This window comes from Halodurantibacterium flavum (genome assembly GCF_042681825.1).
Lineage (GTDB): Bacteria > Pseudomonadota > Alphaproteobacteria > Rhodobacterales > Rhodobacteraceae > Halodurantibacterium > Halodurantibacterium flavum.
This window is the reverse complement of sequence record NZ_JBHUGH010000001.1, coordinates 51,172-75,089: the sequence shown is the minus strand read 5'-3', so window position 1 is coordinate 75,089 and position 23,918 is coordinate 51,172. Positions and strand designations below refer to the sequence as shown.

The following is a 23,918-nucleotide window of genomic DNA, read 5'->3' as shown; positions in this document are numbered from 1 at the left end:
GACCGACATGACCACCACACCTTCCGCCGGGATCATTTCTGAACCCGAATACCGCTACAACATGCTGATCAAGACCTTTGCCTCACGGGCCGAACCGGCCTTTGAGACGGAAAGCGAGCAGGTCGAGGTCTGGGGCCGCCGCTGGGGCTGCAACAATGACGTGGGGCATCTGCGTATGGTGCTGATGCACCGCCCGGGCGACGAACTGAATGTCGTCGACCCGAACATGCGGATGCCCGAGATCAACGCCTTCGGCGATCCCAAGACCGGCTGGTACTGGCGCGGCAACGTGATCCCCGACTTCGAGGAGATGCGCGCCCAGCACGATGCGTATGTGCAGGCCCTGCGCGAGGAGGATGTCGAGGTCGTCTATATCGACAAGGCGGCACCGGGGCGGCTCAAGACCGTTTACACCCGCGACAGCGTCATTGCGATCGACGGCGGTGCCATAGTGACCCGCATGGGTCCCCCGATCCGGCGGGGCGAGGAACTGCCGGTTACCCGCACCCTTGCCAAGCTCGGCATGCCCATCCTGAGAACCATCCATGGCACCGGCATGGTCGAGGGCGGCAGTTTCGCCTTCCTGACCCCCAAGGTTGCCGTTCTTGGCCTGTCGAGCCGCGTCAACGAGGAAGGCGCCCGGCAGCTGGAGGAGGTGCTCAAGACGCAGGGGGTGGAACTGCTGCGGGTGCATCTGACCGGCTATCGGCTGCATATCGACGGCATGCTGGTGATGGTCGATCACGACAAGGTCTTCGTGAACCCGACCTTGTTGCCCTTCTGGCTGCTCGAAAAGTTCGATGAACTCGGGATTCACCAGATCGAGGCCTGCCCCGATGACGATCCGGGCGTAATCAACTGCCTTGCGGTGCGGCCCGGGCGGCTGATCATCGGCAACGGCATGTCCGACCGGACCCGCGAGAAGATGGAGAAGCTTGGCATCTCGACGCGCCGGGTGGATTACGACAAGGTCGCCCTTGGCGGCGGCGGGCTCCATTGCTCGACCGGGCCGCTGATCCGCGATCCGATCTGACCGCCGGCGCCGGATGCAACAGATGAACCAGCAGGAGAGAGGGAAGCACATGCCTGACACCCAGGGCGCCGGCCAGATGAACGGCGCCGAAAGCCTCGTGCGGACGCTGGTGGCGTCAGGGGTGGACACCTGCTTTGCCAACCCCGGCACGTCGGAAATGCATTTCGTGGCGGCACTCGACCGTGTTCCGGGGGTGCGCTGCATCCTCGGCCTGTTCGAGGGGGTGGTTTCCGGCGCTGCCGACGGCTATGGCCGGATGACGGATCGTCCCGCCGCGACCCTGCTGCATCTTGGGCCGGGCCTCGGCAATGCCCTCGCCAATCTGCACAACGCCAAGAAGGCGCGGACCCCCATGGTCAATGTCGTCGGTGACCATGCAACCCATCACGCGGGCTATGACGCGCCGCTCAGTTCCGATGTCGAAGGCGTCGCTCGGCCGATGTCGCATTGGGTCCGGACCTCTCCCGATGCACAAAGGATCGCCGCCGACGGCGCGCAGGCGGTGGCGGAGTCCCTCACGGGTGCAGGTCGCATTGCGACGCTGATCCTGCCGGCCGATACAGCCTGGAACCCGTCAAACGGCCCTGCCGCGCCGGTTGCCATACCGCCCAAGCCGCGGGTTCCGGAAGAGGCGGTGGAAATTGCCGCCAACATCCTGCGACAGAATGACGACACGGTCATCATCCTTGCGGGAAAGGGCCTCCGGGCGAGGACGATCGGCCTTACCAGCAGGATCGCGGCCCGGACCGGCGCGGCCATGCTGGCACCCACCTCCAACGCGCGGGTGGAACGCGGGGCCGGCCGCACGCCAATTAAACGGATCTTCTATGCGGTCGATGCAGCGTTGGAGCAGCTGTCACCCTATCGCAACGCGATCCTCGTCGGCGTGGACGAGCCTCCGGTCGCCTTCTTCGCCTATCCGGGAAAACCCAGCCTGACCCTGCCGCCAACATGCACTGTCCATCGGCTGGCGGGCGTTGATGACGACCTCGCCGACGCGCTGGAACGCCTGGCCGTGATGGTCGACGCCGCCGACACGGAGCCGGTCGTGCAGGACCGGGTGATAACCGGACTGCCGCATGAGGGTGGCATCACACCTGAAACCATCGCCCAGACCGTCGCTGCGCTGCTGCCGGAAAACGCCATCATCGTTGATGAAGGCATAAGTTGCAGCCGCGCGCTCTATGCCGCCACCGCAGGCGCTCCGGCGCATGACTGGCTGGCCTTGACGGGTGGCTCCATCGGAATCGGCATGCCGCTTGCCGCTGGTGCCGCCGTGGCTTGCCCGGATCGGAAGGTGGTCAACTTTCAGGCCGACGGCAGCGGGCTCTACACCGCGCAGGCGCTCTGGACGCAAGCGCGGGAGCAACTCGACATTCTCACGGTGGTGTTTGCCAATAACGCCTATGCCAGTCTCGACGTCGAACTGGCCAATGTCGGGGCAATCAATCCGGGGCGTACCGCCCGTGACATGCTGGAACTGGACCGCCCCGTGATCGACTGGGTGTCGCTCGCCAAGGGCTATGGCGTCCCTGGCGCGCGTGCCCAAACCCTTGACCAGCTCATCACGCTGATGCGGGAGGGCCTGGCGCGGAAGGGACCGATGCTGATTGAGGTCCCGTGCGAGGCCTGAGGTCATGACAGATGCGGCAGCGACGGCACTCCTTCAGGAGCTGACGCGCATTGTCGGCGCCGCTCACATCCGGTCCGGCGCCGATTTCCCTGCCCGTCATCTTCAGGACGCGGCACAGCTTCCGCCCGAGACGCCGCTGGCGCTGGTGCGTCCCGGCACCACCGCCGAGGTCGCCGCGGTCATGGCGCTCTGCCATGACCGGGCAGTGCATGTTGTCGTGCAGGGCGGGCTGACCGGGCTTGCGGGCGGCGCACATCCGCTCGACGGCGAGGTTGCGCTGTCGCTCGAACGCATGAACGCCGTCGAAGATGTCGACGTGATCGGGCGAAGCATGACGGTGCAGGCAGGTGCCACACTCCAATCGGTGCAGGAAGCTGCGGCGGCAGCGGGCCTGCACTATCCCGTCGATCTCGGCTCGCGCGGCAGCTGCACCATCGGCGGTACCGTCGCCACCAATGCGGGCGGGGTACAGGTGCTCCGCTATGGCATGACCCGGCGGCAGGTGCTCGGGATGGAGGCCGTGCTGCCTGATGGCCGGGTGCTGTCCGGGCTCAACCGGCTGACCAAGAACAACACCGGCTACGACTGGAAAGAGATCCTGATCGGCAGCGAGGGGACGCTTGCCGCGATCACACGCGTGGTTCTGGCCCTGCAGCCCAGACCATCCGCCGTGCAGACCGTCCTTTGCGCCTGCGGATCGACGGATGCGGCCTTCACCCTCCAGCGGCGACTGGAGCAGGGCTTTCCCGGTGGCCTGCTCACCTTTGAGGGGATGTGGCGCGACTATCTGGACATCACCCGTCCGGCGCTGAGCGGCCCGCCCCCCTTCACCGACCTGCCCCCGCTCGCGCTTCTGATCGAAATCGGCGAGGCCGGGAACGAGCGGCCCGGAGATGCGCTTCTGGAACTGCTGGCGCAGGCGATGGAGGACGGGCTCCTGAGCGACGCCGTGGTGGCGCAGTCACTGTCTGACCGCGGGCGACTGTGGGAATGGCGGGAAGCGAATGCAGAGTTCGGGCGGCTGCAACCGAAGGGGCTTCATTACGACGTGAGCGTCCCTCGCCCCGCGATGGATGAAGCGATCAGGCGCTGGCAAGCCAGCATCGACGCGCATCAGCCCGGGGGACGAATGGCAATCTACGGTCATCTCGGCGACGGAAATCTGCATCTCGCGATCTTTCCGCCGGGGGACACGCCAATCGATCCGGCCCTCACCGACCCTGTCTATCACACGGTGGCGGCGCTCGGCGGCAGCATCTCGGCGGAACATGGCATCGGTACGCGGCGTCGCGATGCCCTCGCCTACAGCCGGAACGATGGTGAACGTGCTTTCATGGGCGACCTGAAGAAATTTTTCGATCCCAGGGGAATCCTCGGCGCCGGCCGCATCCTGTGACAGGGGGGGCGTCAGCGGGCCTCTGCCAGTTGCCAAACCACATCGGCAAGCACCTGCGCACCTGCCGCCAGGTCCTCCGGCTCCGCATATTCCATGGAGTTGTGGCTGATCCCCCCCCGACAGGGAACGAAGATCATGCCGCTCGGACAATGAAAAGACATGTTGCGCGCATCATGCCCCGCGCCGGAAAAGATGCGGCGGGCTGAATATCCTCGCTGCGCCGCCGCCACCTCGATCAGGTCCGGGACCAGCGGCGGAAAGGTGACCGGATCGCTCGATGCAATCGTGCGAGACGTCACGGCGCAACCGTCGGCCCGGTCACGGATCAATCCGGCGATCACGGCGTCGCTGTGTTCAAGCGTCGCCGTATCCGGGTGGCGGATGTCGATGCCAAAGACCACCTTGCCGGGAACGACCGACCAGGCATTGGGATGAACGGCAAACCGGCCTACCGTAAAGCGCAGCAGGTCCTCATCGTCGTGCAAGGCCTGTTCCATCCGGCAGCAGAGGTTCATGGCAGCGAGAAACGCATCCTGCCGGCGAGAACGTGGTGTTGTGCCGGAATGATCCGCCCGGCCCACCATGGTAACCTCGGTCCTCCGATAGCCCTGCACACCTGTAACCACGCCGATGCGCCGCCCCTCCGCCTCAAGGACCGGTCCCTGCTCGATATGCGCCTCGAGGAACGCTGCCACCGGCGTTCCAAGCGCCCGCCGCTCCGCCTCGGGTATGGCCGCGAAAAGGTCCTGGACGGCCTCGCCAAGCAGGCATCCCTCCTCGTCCGCCACAGCCAGCGCCGTCTCAAGCGGAGTCAAACCCGCGAAGACCGACGAGCCGAGGCAGCCGGGCGCGAAACGCGACCCTTCCTCGTTGTTCCAGATCACGCACTCGACCGGACGACGGGGCACGAACCCGCCTTCGACCATCGTCTCGATCGCCTCGAGCCCGGCGAGAACGCCATAGATGCCGTCGAACCGGCCGCCTGTCGGCTGGCTGTCGCAGTGAGAACCGACCATCACCGGCGCCAGGTCAGGTTCCCGCCCCTCCAGCCGAAGATACATGTTGCCGACCGGGTCGAGCTGCACCCGCAGCCCGAGGCCAAGTGCGATATCGGCAAGATGCCGGTGGGCGGCCAGATCAGGTTCCGTAAGCGCCAGACGACAGACCCCGCCATCCTCGGTGCCCCCGAACCGCGCGAAGTCCATGTGGCGCTGCCAGAGCCGATCGGGGCGGATCACCAGATCCGTTGCGTCAGGATCTCTGTCGTAAGCTTCGCGCTGCTTCGTCATCTTGGGCTCGATCCCGTGCTGTTGCCGCCGCGCCAGTCAGCCGCACTAAGGCTGGCAAGAACAGGATGGCGTTGGTTCAACACTGGTATGCCACGGGCACACAGTCAAGATACCAGTCAGCGTTCAAAGACCGGTCCGCTGCGAATCTCCGTGCGACGCAGATGATGCAACGCCCGGACCCCTTGCCCGGATTGCGGCGGTTTTCGAAAATCGTCATAGTGACTTCTGCCGGTGGGGCGCAAACACGTTCGCCATGGGCCGTCTTAATTGTGCCGGGGATGTTCCCACGCCTGCCTATCGTCATACAGGAGATCGGATGCTTACCCTTCCCGATAAGCGCCTGGCTCTGCAGGCCTACGAACAGATCCTCGAATTCATCATGAACGGCACCCTCAAACCCGGCGAACTGCTCAACGAGCGCCGCCTGGCCGATGTCATGAACGTATCGCGCACGCCGGTGCGCGACGCGCTCCTGATGCTGGAAGGCGAAGGCATATTGCTTCGGCTGGATTCAAGGCGGCTGCAGGTCAAGCAGATCCAGATCGAGGATTATCTTGATGCGCTGCAGATCCGGCTTCTGCTCGAACCGAGTGTGGCGCGCCACGCGGCGGGCCGGGTTCCGGCGGATCGGCTGGCCGATCTCCGGGCAAAGGTCGAGACCCTGCGCGCCAAGGGCCACGTGTCCAGCGACGAGCGCCACCTCGTGCGCGAAATCGACGACTCGCTGCATGGTCTTCTGTGCGAGGCAACTGGCAACCCGCAGCTTACCGCGATTATCGTCTCGCTGCGGCGGCGAACCCTGATGTTCGATCTCCGCTCCGTCCCGGAGCGGCTGGAAAGCACCTGTGACGAGCATCTGGCCATACTTGACGCCGTCGCACGCGGCGAAGGCGAGAAGGCCGCCGAGGAGATGACCGCCCATATCGCCGCGGTGCGCTCAAGTATCATCAACCGCCTGCACCGGCGATGAAGGTGCTAAGGCGGCGTTCCCATGGCTCAATTCCCGACCCCCTATTCCTGTCGCGTCGCGGGAGGGTCATGAACACCTAGCCGGCGCATGCCAGGCGCCCGCAAGATGCCGCCGAGGTCAGCCTTCTGTCCGGGGCGAGAATTCGGCGACCAGTTCATGCCGGTCGCCAGGATAGGTCTGGGTGACCAGCGTCACCCACTGCCCCGCCATCTCGGTGCGCCGCGTCACCTCCAGGCAGGCGGTTCCGCCATCGAGCTCCAGCGCGCGCGCGATGCTGCCGGTCGCGGGGACGGCGCGGATGCGGTGCTGCGCCGAGGTCCAGGGGATTTCCCGCAAGAGCCAGGCCCCCGGCGCCACGTGACGGAAATCCACATCAAGCGCCGCCGGGGCGGTTTGCGGGTTTATGATGCGCGCCTCATGGCAAAAGGGCATCCCCCCGGCATGATGCACACCGCGCAGCGCAAGAACCGAGGCGGGCGGCGGATCGGCCCGCGTGGCACGGGCCTCGTCCGGCAGCGGCGGGCGGAGCGTGCGATCCGTCAGATCGAAGCGCCAGTCGAGCCCAAGCGCCGCCACCTCGGCCGCGATATCGGCGATCTCCAGCACGGCGGCCTGCGCGACGGGCTGCGCGACAAAGGTGCCGAGTTTTCTGCGCCGCACCAGAAACCCTTCCCGGGTCAGCTGCGCAAGAACCTTGTTCATCGTCATCCGCGAGACGCCATAGGTCTCGGCCAACCGGGTCTCGAACGGAAGTTGATAGCCGGGCGGCCAGTCGTGGCCCGTGATCCGGTCGCGGATATCGGTCAGAATGCGATCATGATGGGTCAGGCGCGGCCCAGCCCCCGACACGCTCTCCGCAGCCCTGTCCCGCTCCGTCATTGCGCTTCCTCCCTGAGGGTGGCGGCGATGCCCCCGATGGCGTGGCGCCGGAAAGACGGTGTCTTTTGGCGGCCGCACCGGGGCCCGGCCTTAGCGCGCGGGGCGGCGGCGATCAATAGCGCGCCGTCAGCCGATGAGAAGGGCGGTAAAGCTGGCCGACATAGGTCGCGACCCGATCCTGCCAGCTTGTCAATCGTTCGAAGCGAAAGAACGCCTCGCCCGGATCAACTGCTGGCCGGGGGCATCTGCGGCGTGCTGAACCGTCTCTGGCGCGAATGCGATCGCCGATCATGTGGATTCCGGTGACATTGCTTACACTCCGCGGGTCGGAATATAATCGACCAATCGCAACCAGACAAACCGGGCCCGGGCAAACCAAGCGTAGCGCAAGTAGAGTTGGAGCGATGAGCGGAATCAGGAGCGACGCGCCGGGGGAACGACCATCACGCAGGCTCTCCAAGGCGGAACGCCGGGAACAGTTGCTGGAGACCGCGTTGATGATCGTTCGCGACGAAGGCGCCGACCGGCTCACGCTCGGGCGTCTGGCCGCCCGCGCCGGCGTATCGAAGCCGGTCGCCTATGACCACTTCGGCACGCCCGCCGGTCTGCTCATCGAGCTTTACCGGGCCATCGACACAAAGCGGGTCACGGCCTTTCGGGATGCCATGGCAGCGCAGGAACGAAGCGTCGGCAAGACGGCGATATCCCTCGCGGAGGCGTATATACAATGTGCCGCCAATACGACAGACGCGTTTCACGCAGTAGGAGCCGCATTGGCCGGCAGCGAGGAAAAGGCCGCGGTGTATCAGGAGCTGCTTGGCCAGAGTGTCGAGATGTTTGCCGCGGTGCTCAAGCCCCATAGCGGCCTCGATCCCGCAGAGCTGCATCGTCGCTGCATCGGTCTCGTCGGGGCGGGTGAATCCCTCTCGGCGGCGCTGGTACGCGGCACCTGCAGCGAGACAGAAGCAGTTAATGCGTTAGCCTCATTGATCGAAGGTGCCGTTTCCGGAACAGACGATGCCTAGCTTTGGCCACCGGTGAATGCTGCCGGCAGGATATCGCCGGACGGTGCCCGCAAGGGTGCCACATCCGGATCAGGACGTGCCGGGAATGATCCGGCGCCTATCCGAGGATCCCCGGCAGGCGCAGCCCATGGTCCCGCGCGCATTCCAACGCGATCTCATAGCCCGCATCGGCATGACGCATCACCCCCGAGGCCGGGTCGTTCCACAACACCCGCTCCAGCCGCCGGGCCGCTTCGGGCGTGCCATCGGCCACGATCACCACGCCCGCATGCTGCGAAAACCCCATCCCCACCCCGCCGCCGTGATGCAGACTGACCCAGGTCGCGCCGCTTGCGACATTCGTCATCGCGTTGAGCAGCGGCCAGTCCGACACCGCGTCCGACCCGTCGCGCATCCCTTCCGTTTCCCGGTTCGGCGAGGCGACCGAGCCCGCATCCAGATGGTCGCGCCCGATCACGATGGGCGCCTTCAACTCTCCCCGCGCGACCATGTCGTTGAACATCAGCCCCGCGCGATGCCGCTCGCCAAGGCCGATCCAGCAGATGCGGGCGGGCAGGCCCTGAAAGGCGATCCGATCCGCCGCCATGTCCAGCCAGCGGTGCAGGTGCTGGTTGTCCGGAAAAAGGGCCTTCATCGCGGCATCGGTCTTGGCGATATCTTCGGGATCGCCTGACAGCGCTACCCAGCGGAACGGGCCGATCCCCTTGCAGAAAAGCGGCCGGATATAGGCCGGTACAAAGCCGGGAAAGGCAAAGGCATTGATCAGCCCCTCGTCCCTGGCGACCTGCCGTATGTTGTTGCCATAGTCGAGCGTCGGCACCCCCGCATCCCAGAAACCCACCATCGCGGCCACATGGTCACGCATGCTGGCGCGGGCGGCGGCCTCTACCCCGGCCGGATCGGTTTCCTGCTTTGCGCGCCATTCGGCAACCGTCCATCCGGCTGGACAATAGCCATGCAGCGGGTCATGGGCGCTGGTCTGGTCGGTGACGATATCGGGACGGGGGCCGCCCCCACGCATCCGCGCCAGCAGTTCGGGGAACACCTCGGCGGCATTGCCCAGAAGGCCCACCGATTTCGCCTCTCCGCGGGCGGTCCAGTCCTCGATCAGCGCCAGCGCCTCATCGAGACTGCGCGCCTTGGCGTCGACATAGCGGGTGCGCAGGCGAAAATCGATCCGGGTTTCGTCGACCTCCACCGCAAGGCAGCAGGCCCCCGCCATCACTGCGGCCAGCGGCTGCGCGCCGCCCATGCCCCCCAGCCCGCCGGTCAGGACCCATTTCCCCGTCAGATCGCCGCCGTAGTGCTGGCGGCCCGCTTCGGCGAAGGTTTCATAGGTGCCCTGCACGATGCCCTGGGTGCCGATATAGATCCAGGACCCGGCGGTCATCTGGCCGTACATCATCAACCCCTTTCGATCCAGTTCGTTGAAATGGTCCCAGGTGGCCCAATGCGGTACCAGATTGGAATTGGCGATCAGCACGCGCGGGGCGTCGGCATGGGTGCGGATGATGGACACGGGCTTGCCCGATTGTACCAGCAGGGTCTCGTCGGGTTCCAGATCGCGCAGCGCGTCGCAGATGCGGTCGAAATCGCTCCAGCTGCGTGCCGCACGGCCGATGCCGCCATAGACCACCAGTTCATGCGGGTTTTCCGCCACATCGGGATGCAGGTTGTTCATCAGCATCCGCAGCGCGGCCTCGGTCTGCCAGGTCTTCGCGGAAATCTCGGGGCCGGTCGGCGCAAAGATGTCACGGATATTGTGGCGCGGGTCGGTCATGAGGGGCCTTTCAGGAACGGGCAAGGCGCGGCGCAAGCGCGGCCAGCATGGTCAGGATCCCGCCCAGCGTTTCGCGCAGGCGGGCGGCTTTTTCAGGGCAGAGCGCAAAGGGCGGCGTCTCGGCCTGCAGATGGCTGGCCTGCGCCAGTTCCATCTGCACTGCGTGGATGCCTTGTTCCGGGCGGCCATAGTGGCGGGTGGTCCAACCCCCGCGAAACCGGCCATTGACCACGCTGCGATAGCCCGGGGCGGCGGCGCAGATGCGGGCGATGTCCGCCTCGATCCCTGGGGCGCAGCTTTCGCCGCCATTTGTGCCGATGTTGAAATCGGGCAGAACGCCGTCAAAGAGCCACGGGATCTCCGACCGGATCGAATGGCAGTCGTAAAGGATCGCCACGCCATGGACCGCGCGTACCCGCGCGATCTCGGCCGCCAGTGCCGCATGATAGGGACGGTGGATCTGTTCCAGCGCCGTGGCGATCTCGGCGGGACCGGGCTCGCACCCCGTCTGCCAGATGGGCACATTGTCAAACGTCGTCAGCGGGATCAGCCCGGTCGTGGTCTGGCCGGGATAAAGGCTCTGCCCCGACGGATCGCGGTTGAGATCGATCGCATAGCGCGACCAGGTCGCGGTCACCGTCGTCACCCCCGGCAAAAGACCGTCATAGAGCTGTTCCAGATGCCAGTCGGTGTCGCGCAGGATCAGGCCCTCCGGATTCAGCCGCGCCGCCACCGCGCCGGGCAGCCGGGTGCCCACATGCGGAAAGCTCAGGATGACCGGGCCGCTGCCCTCTGCGACCCGCACCGGCGGCAGATCATCCGGCCCGATCATTCCAGCCATGGCAGCAGCTCCTCGCCTGCGGGTTCCAGCGCGGCACGGGCCACCAGCCCGCCGGCGGCCTCCATGTCAGTGCCCATGAAACGGTCGGCCTCCAGCACCGGGATGGCGCGGCGGATCGCGGCGATCGCCATTTCCAGCCGGGGCGAAGATCGAAGCGGGGCGCGCAGATGGATGCCCTGCGCCGCGATCATCGCCTCGACCCCGATGATCCACCACAGGTTCTGCGTCATCGGCAGCAAGCGGCGCGCGCCGTGGCAGGCCATGGACACGTGATCCTCCTGATTGGCCGAGGTCGGCGTGCTGTCCACCGAGGCGGGATGGGCCATCTGCTTGTTCTCGCTCATCAGGGCGGCGGTCGTGACCTCGGCGATCATCATGCCGGAATTGAGCCCCGGGCGCGGCGTCAGAAAGCCCGGCAATCCGTAGGACAGGGCCGGATCGACCAGAAGCGCAACGCGGCGCTGCGCGATGGCGCCGATCTCGGCCACGGCAAGCGCGATGATATCGGCGGCAAAGGCCACCGGCTCGGCATGGAAATTTCCCCCCGACACGACCGCGCCATCCGACAGGACAAGCGGGTTGTCGGTCGCGGCATTTGCCTCGATCCGCAGCGTCGCCGCCGCCTGCCGCAGGATATCGAGCGCCGCCCCCGCCACCTGTGGATGACAGCGGATGCAATAGGGGTCCTGCACCCGTTCGTCACCGCTGACATGGCTTTCGCGGATCTGGCTCTGCTCCAGCAGGGCGCGCAGGGCGCGGGCCACCTCGATCTGACCGGCATGGCCCCGCAGGCTGTGGATTTCGTCAAGGAACGGTGCGGTCGATCCCATCGCGGCATCGGTCGACAAGGCCCCGGTGACGATCGACGCGCGCAGCGCCCGTTCAGCGCGGAACAGCCCCGCCAGCGCCAGCGCGGTCGAGACCTGTGTTCCGTTGATAAGCGCCAGCCCCTCTTTCGCGGCCAGCGTCAGCGGCGAAAGGCCCGCGCGCGCCAGCGCCGCCGCCCCGGCCAGGCGCTCGCCGTCCAGCATCGCCTCGCCCTCGCCGATCATCACCGCCGCCATATGCGCAAGCGGCGCCAGATCGCCCGACGCCCCCACCGAGCCCTTTTCCGGGATCACCGGCAGCACGCCCCGCGCCAGCATCGCCCCCAGCAACGCCACAAGTTCGGGCCGCACCCCCGACGCGCCCCGCCCGAGCGACAAAAGCTTGAGCGTCATCACCAACCGCACCACCTCTGGATCAAGCGGCGCGCCCACCCCGCAGCAATGCGACAGGACCAGGTTACGTTGCAACGTCGCGACATCGCCCGCAGGGATCCGGATCGAGGCGAGTTTGCCAAAGCCCGTGTTCACCCCGTAAACCGCCGCCTCTCCGGCCGCGACCCCGGCGATGCGGCCGGCGGACCGTGCGATCCCCTCTGCGGCCGAAGGGTCGAGCGCGGGCGTCTCGCCCTGCCAGTAGATCCGGCGCAACTGCGACAGCGGAACAGAGCCGGGAACAAGGGTGGCGGTCATCAGGCGGTTTCTCCCTGAAAGATGCGGGCATGAAGCGGGTTGAACCCGATACGGGCCACCAGTTGCGCGGGCCGTTCCACATCCCAAAGCGCTAGATCGGCCGAAAGGCCGGGGGCAATGCGGCCGGTCTCGGTGGCCAGCCCCAATGCGCGGGCGGCATGGGCGGTAACCCCGGCCAGACATTCCGGCACGGTCATCCGGAACAGCGTGGCCCCCATGTTCATCGTCATCAGGATCGAGGTCATGGGCGATGTGCCGGGATTGCAGTCGGTCGCCAGCGCCATCGGGACCCCGGCCGCCCTGAAGGCCGCAACCGGGGGCCGCACGGTTTCCCGCAGCATGTAAAAGGCGCCGGGCAGCAGAACCGCGACACTCCCGGCCGCGGCCAACAGGGCCGCGTCGGCCTCGGTCGCGTGTTCCAGATGGTCGGCCGACAGGGCGCCGTGGCGCGCCGCAAAGGCCGTGCCGCCCGAATGCGACAACTGCTCGGCATGCAGCCTGACCGGCAGCCCCAACGCCCGGGCCCGGTCGAAAAGCGGCGCGAGTTCCTCGGTCGAAAAGGCGATCCGCTCGCAAAACCCGTCGACCGCATCGACCAGCCCCTCGGCATGGGCCGCGTCCAGCCCGGCGATCGCCACCTCCCGGATGTAGTCCGTGGCCCGTCCGGCATATTCGGGCGGCAAGGCATGGGCGGCAAGCCAACTGGTGCGGATGCGGACCTTTCGCCGCGTGGCAAGCGCCCGTGCGGCCCGCAGCATGTTCATCTCTGCTTCGACCGACAGGCCATAGCCCGACTTGACCTCCACGGTCGAAACGCCCTCGGACAGCAGATGGTCCAGGCGCGGCAGGCTTTCCGCCACAAGTTCCTCGACCGTCATCGACCGCACCGCCCGCACCGACGCGCGGATGCCGCCGCCTGCCTGCGCGATCTCTTCATAGGTCGCACCGTCCAGGCGCTGCTCGAATTCCCCGGCGCGGTCGCCACCGAAGACCAGATGCGTGTGACAATCGACCGGCGCCGCCGTCATCAGCCGTCCGTCACAGTCCACGATCCGCGCGCCCTGCCGCGGCAGGTCCCGGCCCACCGCAAGGATACGCCCGCCCTCGGCCAGAAGTTCATCGGCGTCACCTGCCGCCCCTTCGATGCGCGCCCGGGTCCAGAGTGTCCGTGTCATCGCCCCAGTCCTTTCCTGCGCCATCGCCGGCCCCGCCGTCAGGCCGCCCCCTGCCTGCCCGGGACCCGGGCCGCCGCGGGCAAGCGGTCCGGCACGACCAAGGCTGCACCCGCGCCATCCGAAAATCAAGTATATACATATCGTCCTGTCTCGCCCATCCTCGCCCCGGGAACCATCGCCGGACGGGGGATTCGACCATGCGCATTCACGCGGCGGCAGCGCTTCTGCCCGGGGGCTGGGCCCGCGATGTCCGGCTCGACCTTGCCGGCGGGCAGATTAAGGCGGTGACACCGGATGTGCCCCCTGCCCCGGGCGATCACCGGCTTGAGGCCGTCATCCCCGGCATGCCCAACCTGCACAGCCACGCCTTTCAGCGCGGCTTTTCCGGGCTCGCGGAACGCCGTGGCCCCGGACAGGACAGTTTCTGGACCTGGCGCGAGATCATGTACCGCTTTGCCCTGCAGCTCGGCCCCGAGGGGGTCGAGGCCATTGCCGCCCTCGCCTTTGCCGAGATGCTGGAGGCCGGGTTCACCCGCGTGGGGGAATTCCACTATCTTCACCACGATCCGGACGGACGGCCCTATGCCGATCCGGCGGAACTGTCGCTGCGCATCTTCGCCGCCGCCGAAGCAACGGGAATCGCGCTGACCCATCTGCCGGTCTTCTACGCCCATGGCGGTTTTGGCGGCGCGCCGGCCGATCCGGGCCAGCGCCGTTTCCTGCACGACCCGGATGCGTTCGACCGGCTGATGGAAGCCTGCGCAACGCGGATCGCGCGGCCGCAGGACCGGCTCGGCCTTGCGCCACATTCGCTGCGCGCGGCGACGCCCGGGGAAATCCGGCATCTTGCAGCGCGCTGGCCTGACCGGCCGTTTCACATTCACGTCGCCGAACAGGCCCGCGAGGTTGAGGAGTGTCTGGCGCATAGCGGCGCGCGCCCCGTCGAATGGCTGCTCGATCAGGCGCCTGTCGGGCCGGACTGGTGCCTGATCCACGCGACCCATCTCAGCGACGCCGAAATCGCGGGCATCGCCGGGACCGGGGCGGTGGCCGGCCTCTGCCCGGTGACAGAGGCCAATCTGGGCGATGGCGTCTTTGCCGCCCCGGCCTTCCTGGCAGCCGGCGGAGCCTTTGGCATCGGCACCGACAGCAACGTGGCGATTTCCGTCGCGCAGGAGCTGCGGATGCTCGAATATTCCCAGCGCCTGACCCATCGCGGGCGCAACATATGCACCCGGGCGGGCGCGACGGGGCTCGCCCTCTTTACTGCAGCGCTCGGCGGGGGCGCGAAGGCCCTTGGCGCGCACCCGCCGGAACTGACCCCGGGCGCACCCGCAGACCTCGTGGCGCTGGCTGATCCGCTCGCGCTCGACCACCCCGAAAGCCTGATCGACCGCTGGATCTTCGGCCATGGCATCCATGTGACCGAGGTTCGGGCGGCGGGTGCCATCGTGGTCGAGAACGGCCGTCACCGCGACCGCGACCGGATCGAGGCCGCCGCGGCAAGGGTCCTGCGCCAGCTGATCTGACGCAGCCCGGCGGCAGACGCCCGTGAATGCCGATGCCACAGAAAGAGGCAGGAGACCGCGCGCCGATGCCGGCCTGCGCGTCGCTCACGACCCCGCAGAAAGCGCAATATCTGCACCATTGCGGCAGGCCCTGCGGCGCGTCCGCTGCCGTAGCAGGCTAATCTCGACATCAAATCAGGCACCCCGCCCGCGTTACGCCGATCTTTATTGCAGTGGCTCATGGCGTGGCGGGCGCCATCAGCCGCAATGCGCAGCACATTCCGGTGCTGCGCCCGCATGACACAACCAGGTTGGAGACAGACATGAAGGCCGTCGGATACAAAGTTCCCGGACCGATCGACGGCGCGTCATCGCTGGTGGATATCGACCTTCCGGAGCCCTCGCCGACAGGCCGCGACCTTCTGATCGAGGTAAAGGCGATTTCCGTGAACCCGGTCGATTTCAAGGTCCGTCGCAGCACGGCACCACAGGACGGCACGTGGAAGGTGCTTGGGTACGATGCCGCCGGCATCGTGCGGGCCGTCGGGCCGGAGGTGACACTGTTCCAGCCCGGCGACCATGTATTCTACGCCGGCTCGATCACCCGTCAGGGCACCAATGCGGAACTGCACCTGGTCGATGAACGGATCGTCGGCGCCAAGCCCGCCTCGCTGGACTGGGCCGAGGCCGCCGCGCTGCCATTGACGACGCTGACCGCATGGGAAGCCTTTTTCGATCGTCTGGACGTGAACAAGACGGTTCCGGGCGCGGCAGCCGCTGTCCTCATTATCGGCGGTGCTGGTGGCGTCGGCTCGGTCGCCGTCCAGATCGCCCGCCAGCGCACCGATCTGACCGTGATCGCGACGGCCTCGCGCTCCGAAACGCAGGATTGGGTAAAGACGCTCGGCGCACATCACGTCCTCGATCATTCGAAACCCCTCGTCCCCCAGATCGAGGCGCTCGGCATCGGGGCGCCGGCATTCGTGTTCTCGACGACCCACACGGGCGACCATATCCCCGACATCGTCGAACTGATCGCGCCACAGGGCCGCTTTTGCCTGATCGACGATCCGGCGGGCTTTGACGTCATGGCGTTCAAGCGCAAGGCCGTGTCGATCCACCATGAGCTGATGTTCACCCGGTCGATCTACGGCACGCCCGACATGGCCGAACAGGGCCGGATCCTGAACGAGGCAAGCGCAATGGTCGATGCGGGCAAGCTGCGCACCACGCTGACCGACCGTCTGTCGCCGATCAATGCCGCCAACCTCAGGCATGTTCATGCGCTGCTGGAAAGCGGCAAGGCGCGCGGCAAGATCGTCCTCGAAGGCTTCTGAACCGGCGGGCGAACGATCCGCCAGACATTTTGAACAGAAGGATTAATCACCATGCCGGCATATGTCGTTTTCATGCGGGATGAGACACTCGATCCTGTCGAGTTCCAGGAATATTCCAACAAGGTGGATGCGAGCTTCGAGGGGCACGAGATGACCCCCCTCGCCGATTACGGCGACCTCGAAACGCTGGAGGGCGACGAGATCGAAGGTGCGGTCATCCTCCAGTTTCCGGATATGGACGCGGCGCGGGCCTGGTATCGCAGCCCCGCATACCAGGCGACCGCACAGCATCGTTTCCAGGGCGCGCGCTATCGCGGCTTTATCGTGGCGGGACTGTGACGCCCTTCCGTCATACGGACCGGGCGCCGGAGGCGACGATCAGACCAGCGGCGCGGGCCGATGGTCCGGTTCAGCCGGTCAGACCTTGCGGGCACCCGTCATGGGCTGTTTTCCAGCATGCTCTCCAGACCTCGATCCCAATAGGGCTGCCCGCCAAAGCGCTCGACGAGCCAGTCGATGAAGACCCTCACCTTCGGTGCCAGTTCGCGCGAACTGGGATAAAGCGCCCAGAGCGTCTGTGTCGAGACGAGCGGGTATTCCGGAAGGGCGGGGACGAGGGCGCCGGACCGGAGCTCGTCCGCGGCGCACCACGTCGCCATCAGGGCGACGCCGAGCCCCGAACAGGCTGCATCCCGTACCGCGCTGCCATCATTGATCCGCAGGCCTGGGGTGATGCGCCTCTCGATCTGCGCGCCGTCCTTGCCCCGGAACGTCCAGAGATCGAGCGTACCGACGACGAGGCAGGTATGTTCCGCAAGGTCGTCCGGCGTCCTCGGCCGCCCGCGCCGCTCGATATACTCGGGTGACGCGACCAGCACCCGCCTGTCCGGCGCAAGCCGCCGCGCAACGAAGGACGTGTCACGGAGCTCGGCATACCGCACCGCCACATCGAATGCGCCTTCCACGAGATCCACAATGCTGTCCGAGATACGCAGGTCCAGGGAAAGTTCGGGATATCGCCGGCAGAACGCGGCAAGACCCGGCACGATATGCATGCGCGCGAACGAGGCCGGAGCCGCAACCCGCAGCGTTCCGCGCGGCGTGGCCTGTTCCCGCCCCAAAGCCGCCCGCGCGGCCTCTGCTGCGAGTATGACATGTTCTGCATGGGGCAGGAACGCAATGCCGTCCTCTGTCAAGGTCGCCTGCCGTGTCGTCCGGTGAAGAAGCCTGGCGCCGAGCTTTCGCTCGAACGCCGCCAGTCTCGCGCTCGCCCCCGCCGGCGTAAGGCCCAGATCGCGGGCCGCGGCGCTGATGCTTCCGAGGCGGGCAATGCGGAGAAAAAGGTTCAAGTCGCCGAGGTCCATGGCACCACCTTCAAGAATTCGTTGAAAATGATCCTAAAACAACCCGTCTACCGAAGGCAATTGCGACAAATCAGATAGGCATCACCGCAACGGGCCAAGGCTCATCAAGCCAGCGATGCCCCTCTCATAAAGGATAAGGTCATGACCAGGACCATGAAAGCCGCCGTCCTCACCCGCTTTGGTGGCCCCGATTCATTCGAGCTGCGCGACGTGCCGGTGCCGCAGGTCGGCGCGCGCCAAGTGCGGGTGCGGGTGCACGCGACCGCTCTCAATCCGCTCGACTACCAGATCCGCCGCGGCGACTATGCCGATTATGTGCCGCTGCCTGCGATCACCGGCCACGACGTCTCGGGCGTTATCGAGGAGCTGGGCTCGGACGTTCATGAATTCGCGGTCGGCGACGAAGTCTATTACACACCGCAGATCTTCGGCGATGCCGGCTCCTATGCCGAGCAGCACGTCGCCGACGTCGATCTCGTGGGCCGCAAGCCCCGGAACATTTCGCATCTGGAAGCGGCGAGCCTGACGCTCGTTGGCGGCACGGTGTGGGAGGCGTTCGTCCAGCGGGCGCAGCTGAGTATCGGCGAGACGGTCCTCATCCACGGAGGCGCGGGCGGCGTCGGCACGATCGCGATCCAGGTCGCAAAGGCGACGGGCGCACGGGTGATCACCACGGCGCGGTCGGTCAACGACCCGTTCGTCCGTTCGCTCGGCGCGGATGAGGTGATCGACTACACCGCCAACGACTATGTCTCGGCCGTGGCAGATCTGACGCAGGGCCAGGGGGTGAATGTCGTCCTTGATACCATCGGCGGCGACACGCTGGCCAAAAGCCCGCTCGTCCTGGCGGATGCCGGACGGGTGGTCAGCATCGTCGACATCGCGCAGCCGCAGAACCTGATCGAGGCCTGGGGCAAGAATGCCGCCTATCATTTCGTGTTCACCCGGCAGAACCGCGGCAAGCTCGACGCACTGACGAACCTTGTCGAACGCGGCCAGGTCAAGCCTGTGATCGGCGCCACGCTGCCGCTCGACCGCATGGCCGAAGCGCATGACCTGCTCGAGAACGGCTCCGCACACGGACTTCGCGGCAAGGTCGCGATCGACGTGTCCGGCGAGGCGGTGGCCTTGCCGCGGCCCTGACACACCGCGCGCGAACGGACGGGTCGCCACCACGGCCGTTCGCCTCAAAAACAAAGGAGAGAAATATGATCGCCGCCCCCTCGCAGACCGGAAATGTCCGTCCGACTCCGTTCGGTCCCGGTTACGCCTCGATGTTCGCACCCGAAAAGTTGACGGTCGGCGTCTATTTCCCGATCGAGTCCTTCTCCGGGCCCGCGCCGTCGATGCTCCATCAGGTAGAGCTCGCTCAGCAGGCGGAGCGTCTTGGCTTCGCCGCGCTATGGGCGCGTGACGTGCCGTTGAACGATCCGAATTTCGGCGATCTGGGACAGATCTATGATCCCTTCGTCTGGCTCGCGACGATTGCGGCGCGCACGAATACCATCGCGCTCGCCACGGGCGCGGTCATCCTGCCGCTCCACCACCCGATTGACACCGCCAAGGCAGCAGCATCGCTCGACCATCTGTCCGGCGGGCGTTTCGTGTTCGGTGTCGCGTCGGGCGACCGGCCGGTCGAGTATCCCGCCTACGGACGCGAGGCGGGCCAGCGCGGCGAGCTCTTCCGCGACGCGTTCGATTATGTCGAGGCACTGCTCACGGAACGGTTTCCGGTCCACGCTTCGGCGCATTACGGCCAGCTCACGGGCGGCGGCGATCTGGTGCCCAAGCCTCTCGCGTCCCGCCTGCCCGTCCTGGTCACCGGCCGGAGCCAGCAGGCGCTGGACTGGATCGCACAGCGTAGCGACGGCTGGATCACCTATCCGCGCGACCTGCGCAAACAGGCACTGGTCGCGGCGCAGTGGCGCGAAACGCTTGATCGTGTCGATGCCGGGTTCAAGCCGCTTGCGCAGTCTCTGTACCTCGATCTGACCGAGGACCCGGATGCGGCGCCCCGCCCCATTCACCTCGGATATCGGCTCGGCCGCCGGCGGTTGGCCGATCTGCTTGACGAATTGCGTGCCCAGGGCATCAACCATGTCGCCCTGAACCTCAAGTTCAGCCAGAGGCCGGTGGCCGATGTCCTTGACGAGGTCGGGCGCGACGTTCTTCCGCATTTCAGCATCGGCGGCACGCAATAAACCGGGTGCAGCCCCGCCGACATCGCCATGCCCTGACCGTGGCGATGTCGGCGACCGGGATCTCGGCCTCAGGTCTGTGAATGATCGGGTCACGGCGCATCAGATCCCGGGAGAGGATCGTGATCGGCGTGGCCCGCCCGCTCACCGGCTTTCCCGGCACCGGGCCCAACCGGGCGTGCGGTGACGTCTGATCCGGTCCGGACGGCACGGCGACAAACCGGCTGTTGAAGGTTCCGAAAGCACTCGGGCGATGGTCCGCCCCGCCCGACGAGAGGCGAATGACCCGCACCGGCGGACGGCCCCTGCCCCGCCTCCTCCCCCCTGCCCTTCTGCCCTCAATCGGCCGAGGCATAGAGCAGCGCGATATCCCGCTGGTAAAGTTCGCACACCGCAGCTTCGTCTCGCAGCACGGCCCGCTCGGGTTCCAGCACGACGACGCAGCCATTGGAGAAACGGTATTCCCGGCCGCCATCCGGCAACCGCCGCTGTTCGGGCACCTCGTCCTGCGGGCGTGCATCGGGATCCCGCCCCACGTCGGTCGGCGCTTCTGTCGGCGCCCCGGTGGACGCACCTGTCGGGGCCATCGGCGGTGCCGCACATGCGCCAAGCATTCCGGCAAGCGCGCCGGCCAGCAGCAGGATCGTTGGGGTTCCGGGGGTCATTGAGGCACCTCTCATCATTGGGTCCGCCCCCGAATGTCGCGCCACCGGGGACCGGTTCGCGGACCATAGCGCGATGGGGCCGCCATGCCCATGGCCTGCACCGCCCCCAGCCCCGGGACCCGGGACCTGCGACGGCAGCGGCAGACATTGGCCCGCATCGGACCTCGCATAAAGCTTGCTCCCGGCACACGTTATGCGCAAAATGAGGCCATTTTGCGCAGCACCTAGGGAGCCCAATACTAGCGGAACTCAGCCCCCGGCCCGGGGAGTGCATTTTACATCAATCGCCGGCATGCACCCGCATTTCCCCACCGGGAAAACGGCATGCCACGCCCCGGATTTCCCCGCGGGGAAATGCCCACCCCAACGCGATTTCCCCGCGGGGAAATCGGGGGCTCACGCGCCCTTGCCTTCCAGGGCGGCAAAGAAGGCCTCAATGGCCGCTTCCAGCCGCTCCCGCTCGATCGACGAAAAGTCGCGCGCATATTGCAACTCGACCTTGCCGTCCGAGGCGGTGCATTTCACCTCGCCAAGCGCGACCGGCAGGCGCAGCGTCGTCTTGCCCCGTTTGGCCGGACGCCCCCTGCCCCGATTTCCCCGCGGGGAAATCGCCGCGGGCGACTTGACGAACTCGCGCAGGATCGCGACCTCTTCCTCGGCACTGTGACGGCCCGCCGCCTGCAGCGCGTTCACAAGGTCCCGCGTCGTCCCGGGTTCGCTTTCCAGCCGGTGCGCGACCTCCAGCCCCAGGGCGCGCGGGATCTGCTCGGGGTGTTCCAGCACCTTTTCCAGCTGCTGCATCAGAAAGGCGAACCGGCGGATATAGCTCCGCTTCTGCGGCGAGGCGGTCGCGAACAGCAGGTTCACCGCCGTGTCGAGATCAGGGCAGCCCGTCGCCTCATCCCCCGCATAGGCGCGGGCAAGGTTCGCCATCTCCGCCCAGGAGATATCCTTGCGGACCATGTTCTCATCGACCATCCGGCGATAGAGATCGTCGAGCGCCTCGCCCTTGGGCATCAGGCCGGCGGGAATATGGGCAAAGCGCGGGTCTTTCGTCTCCACCAGCAATTCGCGATAGGCGTTCAGCCGGCGCCAGCCCTGCACAAGCTCATAGACCCCCGGCGCCACCTGCTCGACCCGGATCGGGTTCGAGAGGCCGACCGCCAGGATCGAGGCCTTGAGGTCATCCAGTTCCAGATCAAGCCGGCGCGAACGGTCACGGATCAGCTTGTTCGTCTGCACAGCGTCGATCGGGATCAGGTCGGTAATAAGGCCGAGTTTCTTGAGCCGGACGAATTCATGGGCGAGCGCGTCGTTCTCCTCGCGGATCGCGGATTCCTGCAACCGGCGCCGGCGCAGGGCATCGGCATTCTCGCCGATGGCGGTCGCCATGGGGCCGCGCCGCCCAAAGGCCGATTTGGTCTCCAGCGGCGGCATCTCATCCTCGGCGGCCGCGGACGCCGGCCCTTCCTCGGGCGGATCCACCGGCAGGTCTTCGGGCAGATCGTCCGGCAGCTCAATGTCGAAAATGCGGCGTTTCTTGCTCATGCCTCGGTCTCCTCAAGCCGGTCCCAGGCGGCGCAGAGATTGGTGCGGAACTCGCCATAGGCATTGTCGAATGTGGTGCGCGCGCGGCGCCAGGTCTCGCGCGTCATGTCGCGATAGTCGATCTCGTAGACCGAGCTCAGGAACCGGCCCGACTGTTCGACCGCGCGGGTATGCTCGATCGGGTTGTCGGTCACCCGGTCGCCGAAGACCTTGCGGAAGGCGTCGAACATCGCGCGGTGCAGGTCGTTGCCGGGTTCATACCGGGTCAGCAGGAAGCGGATGTCGAGAAAGGCCTTGGGCAGGCGCATCTTCCCCGCGGGGAAAGTCCCCTCGAACCCGGCGCCGAGATCTTCGAGCGCTTCGGCCAGCTGGCCGATGAAGGAGGTGGTGCTGTCATATTCCCAGTAGCCGGGCCCCGAGGGGATATAGAGCACATCCGCCGCAAAGACCGCATTCATCGACTGATAGCCGATCGCGGGCGGGCAGTCGAAGAGGATGATGTCATAGGCGTCGTCGGGCAGCTGGTCGAGCCAGCGCGACACGGCGGCAAAGAACGACCAGTCCGGGTTGATATGGCGATACTGGGCCGAGGCGAATTCGACAAAGGCCGCATTGGCGCAGCTTGGCACGAGATCGATGGTGGGCCAGCAGGTCGGCTTGATGAAGTCCATCGCGCGCAGGTCGCCAAGCCCCATATCGGTGATCTGGGCCGGCAGCTTGCGGCGGGGCAGGGCGGCTCCGCTTTCCGCGCCTTGCGCCGCGCGGTTCATGCGGTCGGTCTCGCGCACGAGGTCGCGGGCCATGATGCCCCAGACGGTATGTTCCTCATTCACATCCGTGAGGCCCATGGAATGGCTGAGCGTCGCCTGTGGGTCGAAGTCGATGCAGAGCACCCGGTAGCCGTCGAGCGCCGCCGCATGGGCAAAGTGGAGCGCGACGGTCGACTTGCCCGCGCCGCCCTTGAAGTTGGCGATGGCCGCCCGGATCGCCCGCTTGCCCGCCGGGCGGTGCGGCAGGAGACCCTTGCGGTTCACCTTCATCTTGCGGCGCATCTCGTTGATCTCTTCGAGGCTGAACCAGCGCTGGCGGCCGTCCTCCTCGACCTCGCCATCGGGAAGGGACGGGTCCGCCATCAGCCGCCCGCGAAAGGTGGACTGGTTGACGCGGAAGATGAGCTCGGCCACCTCCCACGAGGAAAAGCGCCGCAGGGTCTTTTCCATCTGCGGCGAGAAGGTCTGCTTGCGGATCCAGCCCTGCATCTTGAGCGAGGTGTCCCGCAGCGTCTGCAGGTCGCGGTGGGAATACATTCACTGCCTCATCGTTATTCAGCGTTGAAACCGAAAATACGCCGAACTTGCGTTTGGCGCAATCCGCGATATTCTTGGTTCTGATTTCCCCGCGGGGAAATCGGATCGCGTTGCGCCCAAGGGAAACAGGGATTTCCCCGCGGGGAAATCGAGAGGTCCGGGGAAGCGACGGCCCGGGGGCGATTCGGGCAGGTCCCCGCGGCGAGCCGCGATATCTTGGGGGGACAGACGCGCCGGCCCGCATCTGCTTGGGGGGACATCAAGGCCCTTTCGGGTGACACTCAATATGTCCCCCAATACCTGAGAACCCATTTTTCGATCTGAAAAAAGGTATCGGGAAGGGGCCGCGAGCACCTGCCCAAAGCCCCGCTGATGCCTCGGGGTTGACAGAATCGTGTATCTGGACGCTAATCAGCCAGAGAGCGGGAAAAACGCCGGGAAACACCGGTGGCC

21 protein-coding genes are annotated in these 23,918 nt (G+C 66.4%); 10 read left to right on the top strand and 11 right to left on the bottom strand.

All coding sequences use genetic code 11. The features are described 5' to 3' along the window. Positions 1–7 precede the first annotated feature (7 nt). Genes ACFSGJ_RS00365 through ACFSGJ_RS00355 form a run of 3 tightly spaced genes read left to right on the top strand, consistent with a single transcriptional unit; the run spans position 8 to position 4,062 of the window. The gene (locus ACFSGJ_RS00365) at positions 8–1,033 is read left to right on the top strand and encodes a dimethylarginine dimethylaminohydrolase family protein (RefSeq protein WP_390258472.1); all 1,026 of its coding nucleotides are present in this window, start codon (positions 8–10) and stop codon (positions 1,031–1,033) included. A gap of 49 nt (positions 1,034–1,082) precedes the next feature. After that, positions 1,083–2,666, top strand: coding sequence for an acetolactate synthase large subunit (locus ACFSGJ_RS00360; RefSeq protein WP_390258470.1), 1,584 nt, complete (start codon positions 1,083–1,085; stop codon positions 2,664–2,666). Positions 2,667–2,670: 4 nt separating this feature from the next. Continuing rightward, entirely contained in the window at positions 2,671–4,062 is a 1,392-nt protein-coding gene (locus ACFSGJ_RS00355; protein WP_390258468.1) for an FAD-binding oxidoreductase, read from the top strand. Positions 4,063–4,073: 11 nt separating this feature from the next. Here the strand turns inward: ACFSGJ_RS00355 and ACFSGJ_RS00350 are convergent, their stop codons facing one another. Next, positions 4,074–5,351 carry a M20 family metallo-hydrolase gene (locus tag ACFSGJ_RS00350; protein WP_390258466.1) on the bottom strand — a complete coding sequence of 426 codons (1,278 nt, stop codon included), beginning with the start codon at positions 5,349–5,351 and terminating at the stop codon, positions 4,074–4,076. Between the two features lie 316 nt (positions 5,352–5,667). Between ACFSGJ_RS00350 and ACFSGJ_RS00345 the strand changes: the two genes are divergently transcribed. Further along, positions 5,668–6,321 (top strand): GntR family transcriptional regulator, encoded by a 654-nt coding sequence (locus ACFSGJ_RS00345; protein WP_390258464.1) that lies wholly within the window; start codon positions 5,668–5,670, stop codon positions 6,319–6,321. Positions 6,322–6,438: 117 nt separating this feature from the next. On the opposite strand, the gene ACFSGJ_RS00340 is transcribed toward ACFSGJ_RS00345, so the two are convergent. After that, positions 6,439–7,200 carry a UTRA domain-containing protein gene (locus ACFSGJ_RS00340; protein ID WP_390258463.1) on the bottom strand — a complete coding sequence of 254 codons (762 nt, stop codon included), beginning with the start codon at positions 7,198–7,200 and terminating at the stop codon, positions 6,439–6,441. A gap of 112 nt (positions 7,201–7,312) precedes the next feature. Next, the gene (locus tag ACFSGJ_RS00335; RefSeq protein WP_390258462.1) at positions 7,313–7,492 is read right to left on the bottom strand and encodes a hypothetical protein; all 180 of its coding nucleotides are present in this window, start codon (positions 7,490–7,492) and stop codon (positions 7,313–7,315) included. Between ACFSGJ_RS00335 and ACFSGJ_RS00330 the strand changes: the two genes are divergently transcribed. After that, complete coding sequence (locus ACFSGJ_RS00330) at positions 7,476–8,225, top strand: TetR/AcrR family transcriptional regulator (RefSeq protein ID WP_390258460.1); 750 nt, start codon at positions 7,476–7,478, stop codon at positions 8,223–8,225. The two genes, ACFSGJ_RS00335 and ACFSGJ_RS00330, sit on opposite strands and share 17 nt — an antisense overlap. A gap of 97 nt (positions 8,226–8,322) precedes the next feature. Here ACFSGJ_RS00330 and hutU read toward each other — a convergent pair whose 3' ends face one another. Genes hutU through hutI form a run of 4 tightly spaced genes read right to left on the bottom strand, consistent with a single transcriptional unit; the run spans position 8,323 to position 13,538 of the window. Further along, positions 8,323–10,005 carry a urocanate hydratase gene (gene hutU / locus ACFSGJ_RS00325; RefSeq protein WP_390258458.1) on the bottom strand — a complete coding sequence of 561 codons (1,683 nt, stop codon included), beginning with the start codon at positions 10,003–10,005 and terminating at the stop codon, positions 8,323–8,325. 10 nt (positions 10,006–10,015) lie between these two features. Beyond that, positions 10,016–10,846, bottom strand: coding sequence for an N-formylglutamate deformylase (gene hutG / locus ACFSGJ_RS00320; RefSeq protein ID WP_390258456.1), 831 nt, complete (start codon positions 10,844–10,846; stop codon positions 10,016–10,018). Further along, positions 10,834–12,363, bottom strand: coding sequence for a histidine ammonia-lyase (gene hutH, locus ACFSGJ_RS00315; RefSeq protein ID WP_390258454.1), 1,530 nt, complete (start codon positions 12,361–12,363; stop codon positions 10,834–10,836). The genes hutG and hutH overlap by 13 nt, the downstream gene beginning before the upstream one ends. After that, the gene (gene hutI, locus ACFSGJ_RS00310; protein WP_390258452.1) at positions 12,363–13,538 is read right to left on the bottom strand and encodes an imidazolonepropionase; all 1,176 of its coding nucleotides are present in this window, start codon (positions 13,536–13,538) and stop codon (positions 12,363–12,365) included. Before hutI ends, hutH begins: the two co-directional genes overlap by 1 nt. Before the next feature lie 197 nt (positions 13,539–13,735). On the opposite strand from hutI, the gene ACFSGJ_RS00305 reads away from it, so the two are divergent. From ACFSGJ_RS00305 to ACFSGJ_RS00295, 3 genes are all read left to right on the top strand, one after another. Beyond that, positions 13,736–15,067 carry a formimidoylglutamate deiminase gene (locus ACFSGJ_RS00305; RefSeq protein WP_390258450.1) on the top strand — a complete coding sequence of 444 codons (1,332 nt, stop codon included), beginning with the start codon at positions 13,736–13,738 and terminating at the stop codon, positions 15,065–15,067. 302 nt (positions 15,068–15,369) lie between these two features. Continuing rightward, positions 15,370–16,383: a zinc-binding alcohol dehydrogenase family protein gene (locus ACFSGJ_RS00300; protein ID WP_390258448.1), complete on the top strand. Its 1,014-nt coding sequence runs from the start codon at positions 15,370–15,372 to the stop codon at positions 16,381–16,383. A gap of 51 nt (positions 16,384–16,434) precedes the next feature. Next, positions 16,435–16,722 (top strand): DUF1330 domain-containing protein, encoded by a 288-nt coding sequence (locus ACFSGJ_RS00295; protein ID WP_390258447.1) that lies wholly within the window; start codon positions 16,435–16,437, stop codon positions 16,720–16,722. Between the two features lie 98 nt (positions 16,723–16,820). Here ACFSGJ_RS00295 and ACFSGJ_RS00290 read toward each other — a convergent pair whose 3' ends face one another. Continuing rightward, positions 16,821–17,747 (bottom strand): LysR family transcriptional regulator, encoded by a 927-nt coding sequence (locus tag ACFSGJ_RS00290; protein ID WP_390258445.1) that lies wholly within the window; start codon positions 17,745–17,747, stop codon positions 16,821–16,823. A gap of 141 nt (positions 17,748–17,888) precedes the next feature. On the opposite strand from ACFSGJ_RS00290, the gene ACFSGJ_RS00285 reads away from it, so the two are divergent. After that, complete coding sequence (locus tag ACFSGJ_RS00285; RefSeq protein ID WP_390258443.1) at positions 17,889–18,890, top strand: zinc-dependent alcohol dehydrogenase family protein; 1,002 nt, start codon at positions 17,889–17,891, stop codon at positions 18,888–18,890. A gap of 65 nt (positions 18,891–18,955) precedes the next feature. Beyond that, positions 18,956–19,948, top strand: coding sequence for an LLM class oxidoreductase (locus ACFSGJ_RS00280; RefSeq protein ID WP_390258441.1), 993 nt, complete (start codon positions 18,956–18,958; stop codon positions 19,946–19,948). A gap of 335 nt (positions 19,949–20,283) precedes the next feature. Here ACFSGJ_RS00280 and ACFSGJ_RS00275 read toward each other — a convergent pair whose 3' ends face one another. The 3 genes from ACFSGJ_RS00275 to ACFSGJ_RS00265 all read right to left on the bottom strand — a co-directional run bounded on the left by ACFSGJ_RS00275 (position 20,284) and on the right by ACFSGJ_RS00265 (position 23,465). After that, positions 20,284–20,610 (bottom strand): hypothetical protein, encoded by a 327-nt coding sequence (locus ACFSGJ_RS00275; RefSeq protein WP_390258440.1) that lies wholly within the window; start codon positions 20,608–20,610, stop codon positions 20,284–20,286. 396 nt (positions 20,611–21,006) lie between these two features. Continuing rightward, the gene (locus tag ACFSGJ_RS00270) at positions 21,007–22,158 is read right to left on the bottom strand and encodes a ParB/RepB/Spo0J family partition protein (RefSeq protein WP_390258438.1); all 1,152 of its coding nucleotides are present in this window, start codon (positions 22,156–22,158) and stop codon (positions 21,007–21,009) included. Continuing rightward, on the bottom strand, positions 22,155–23,465 hold the full coding sequence (locus ACFSGJ_RS00265) for an AAA family ATPase (protein WP_390258436.1): 1,311 nt from the start codon (positions 23,463–23,465) through the stop codon (positions 22,155–22,157). The genes ACFSGJ_RS00270 and ACFSGJ_RS00265 overlap by 4 nt, the downstream gene beginning before the upstream one ends. Positions 23,466–23,918 lie beyond the last annotated feature (453 nt).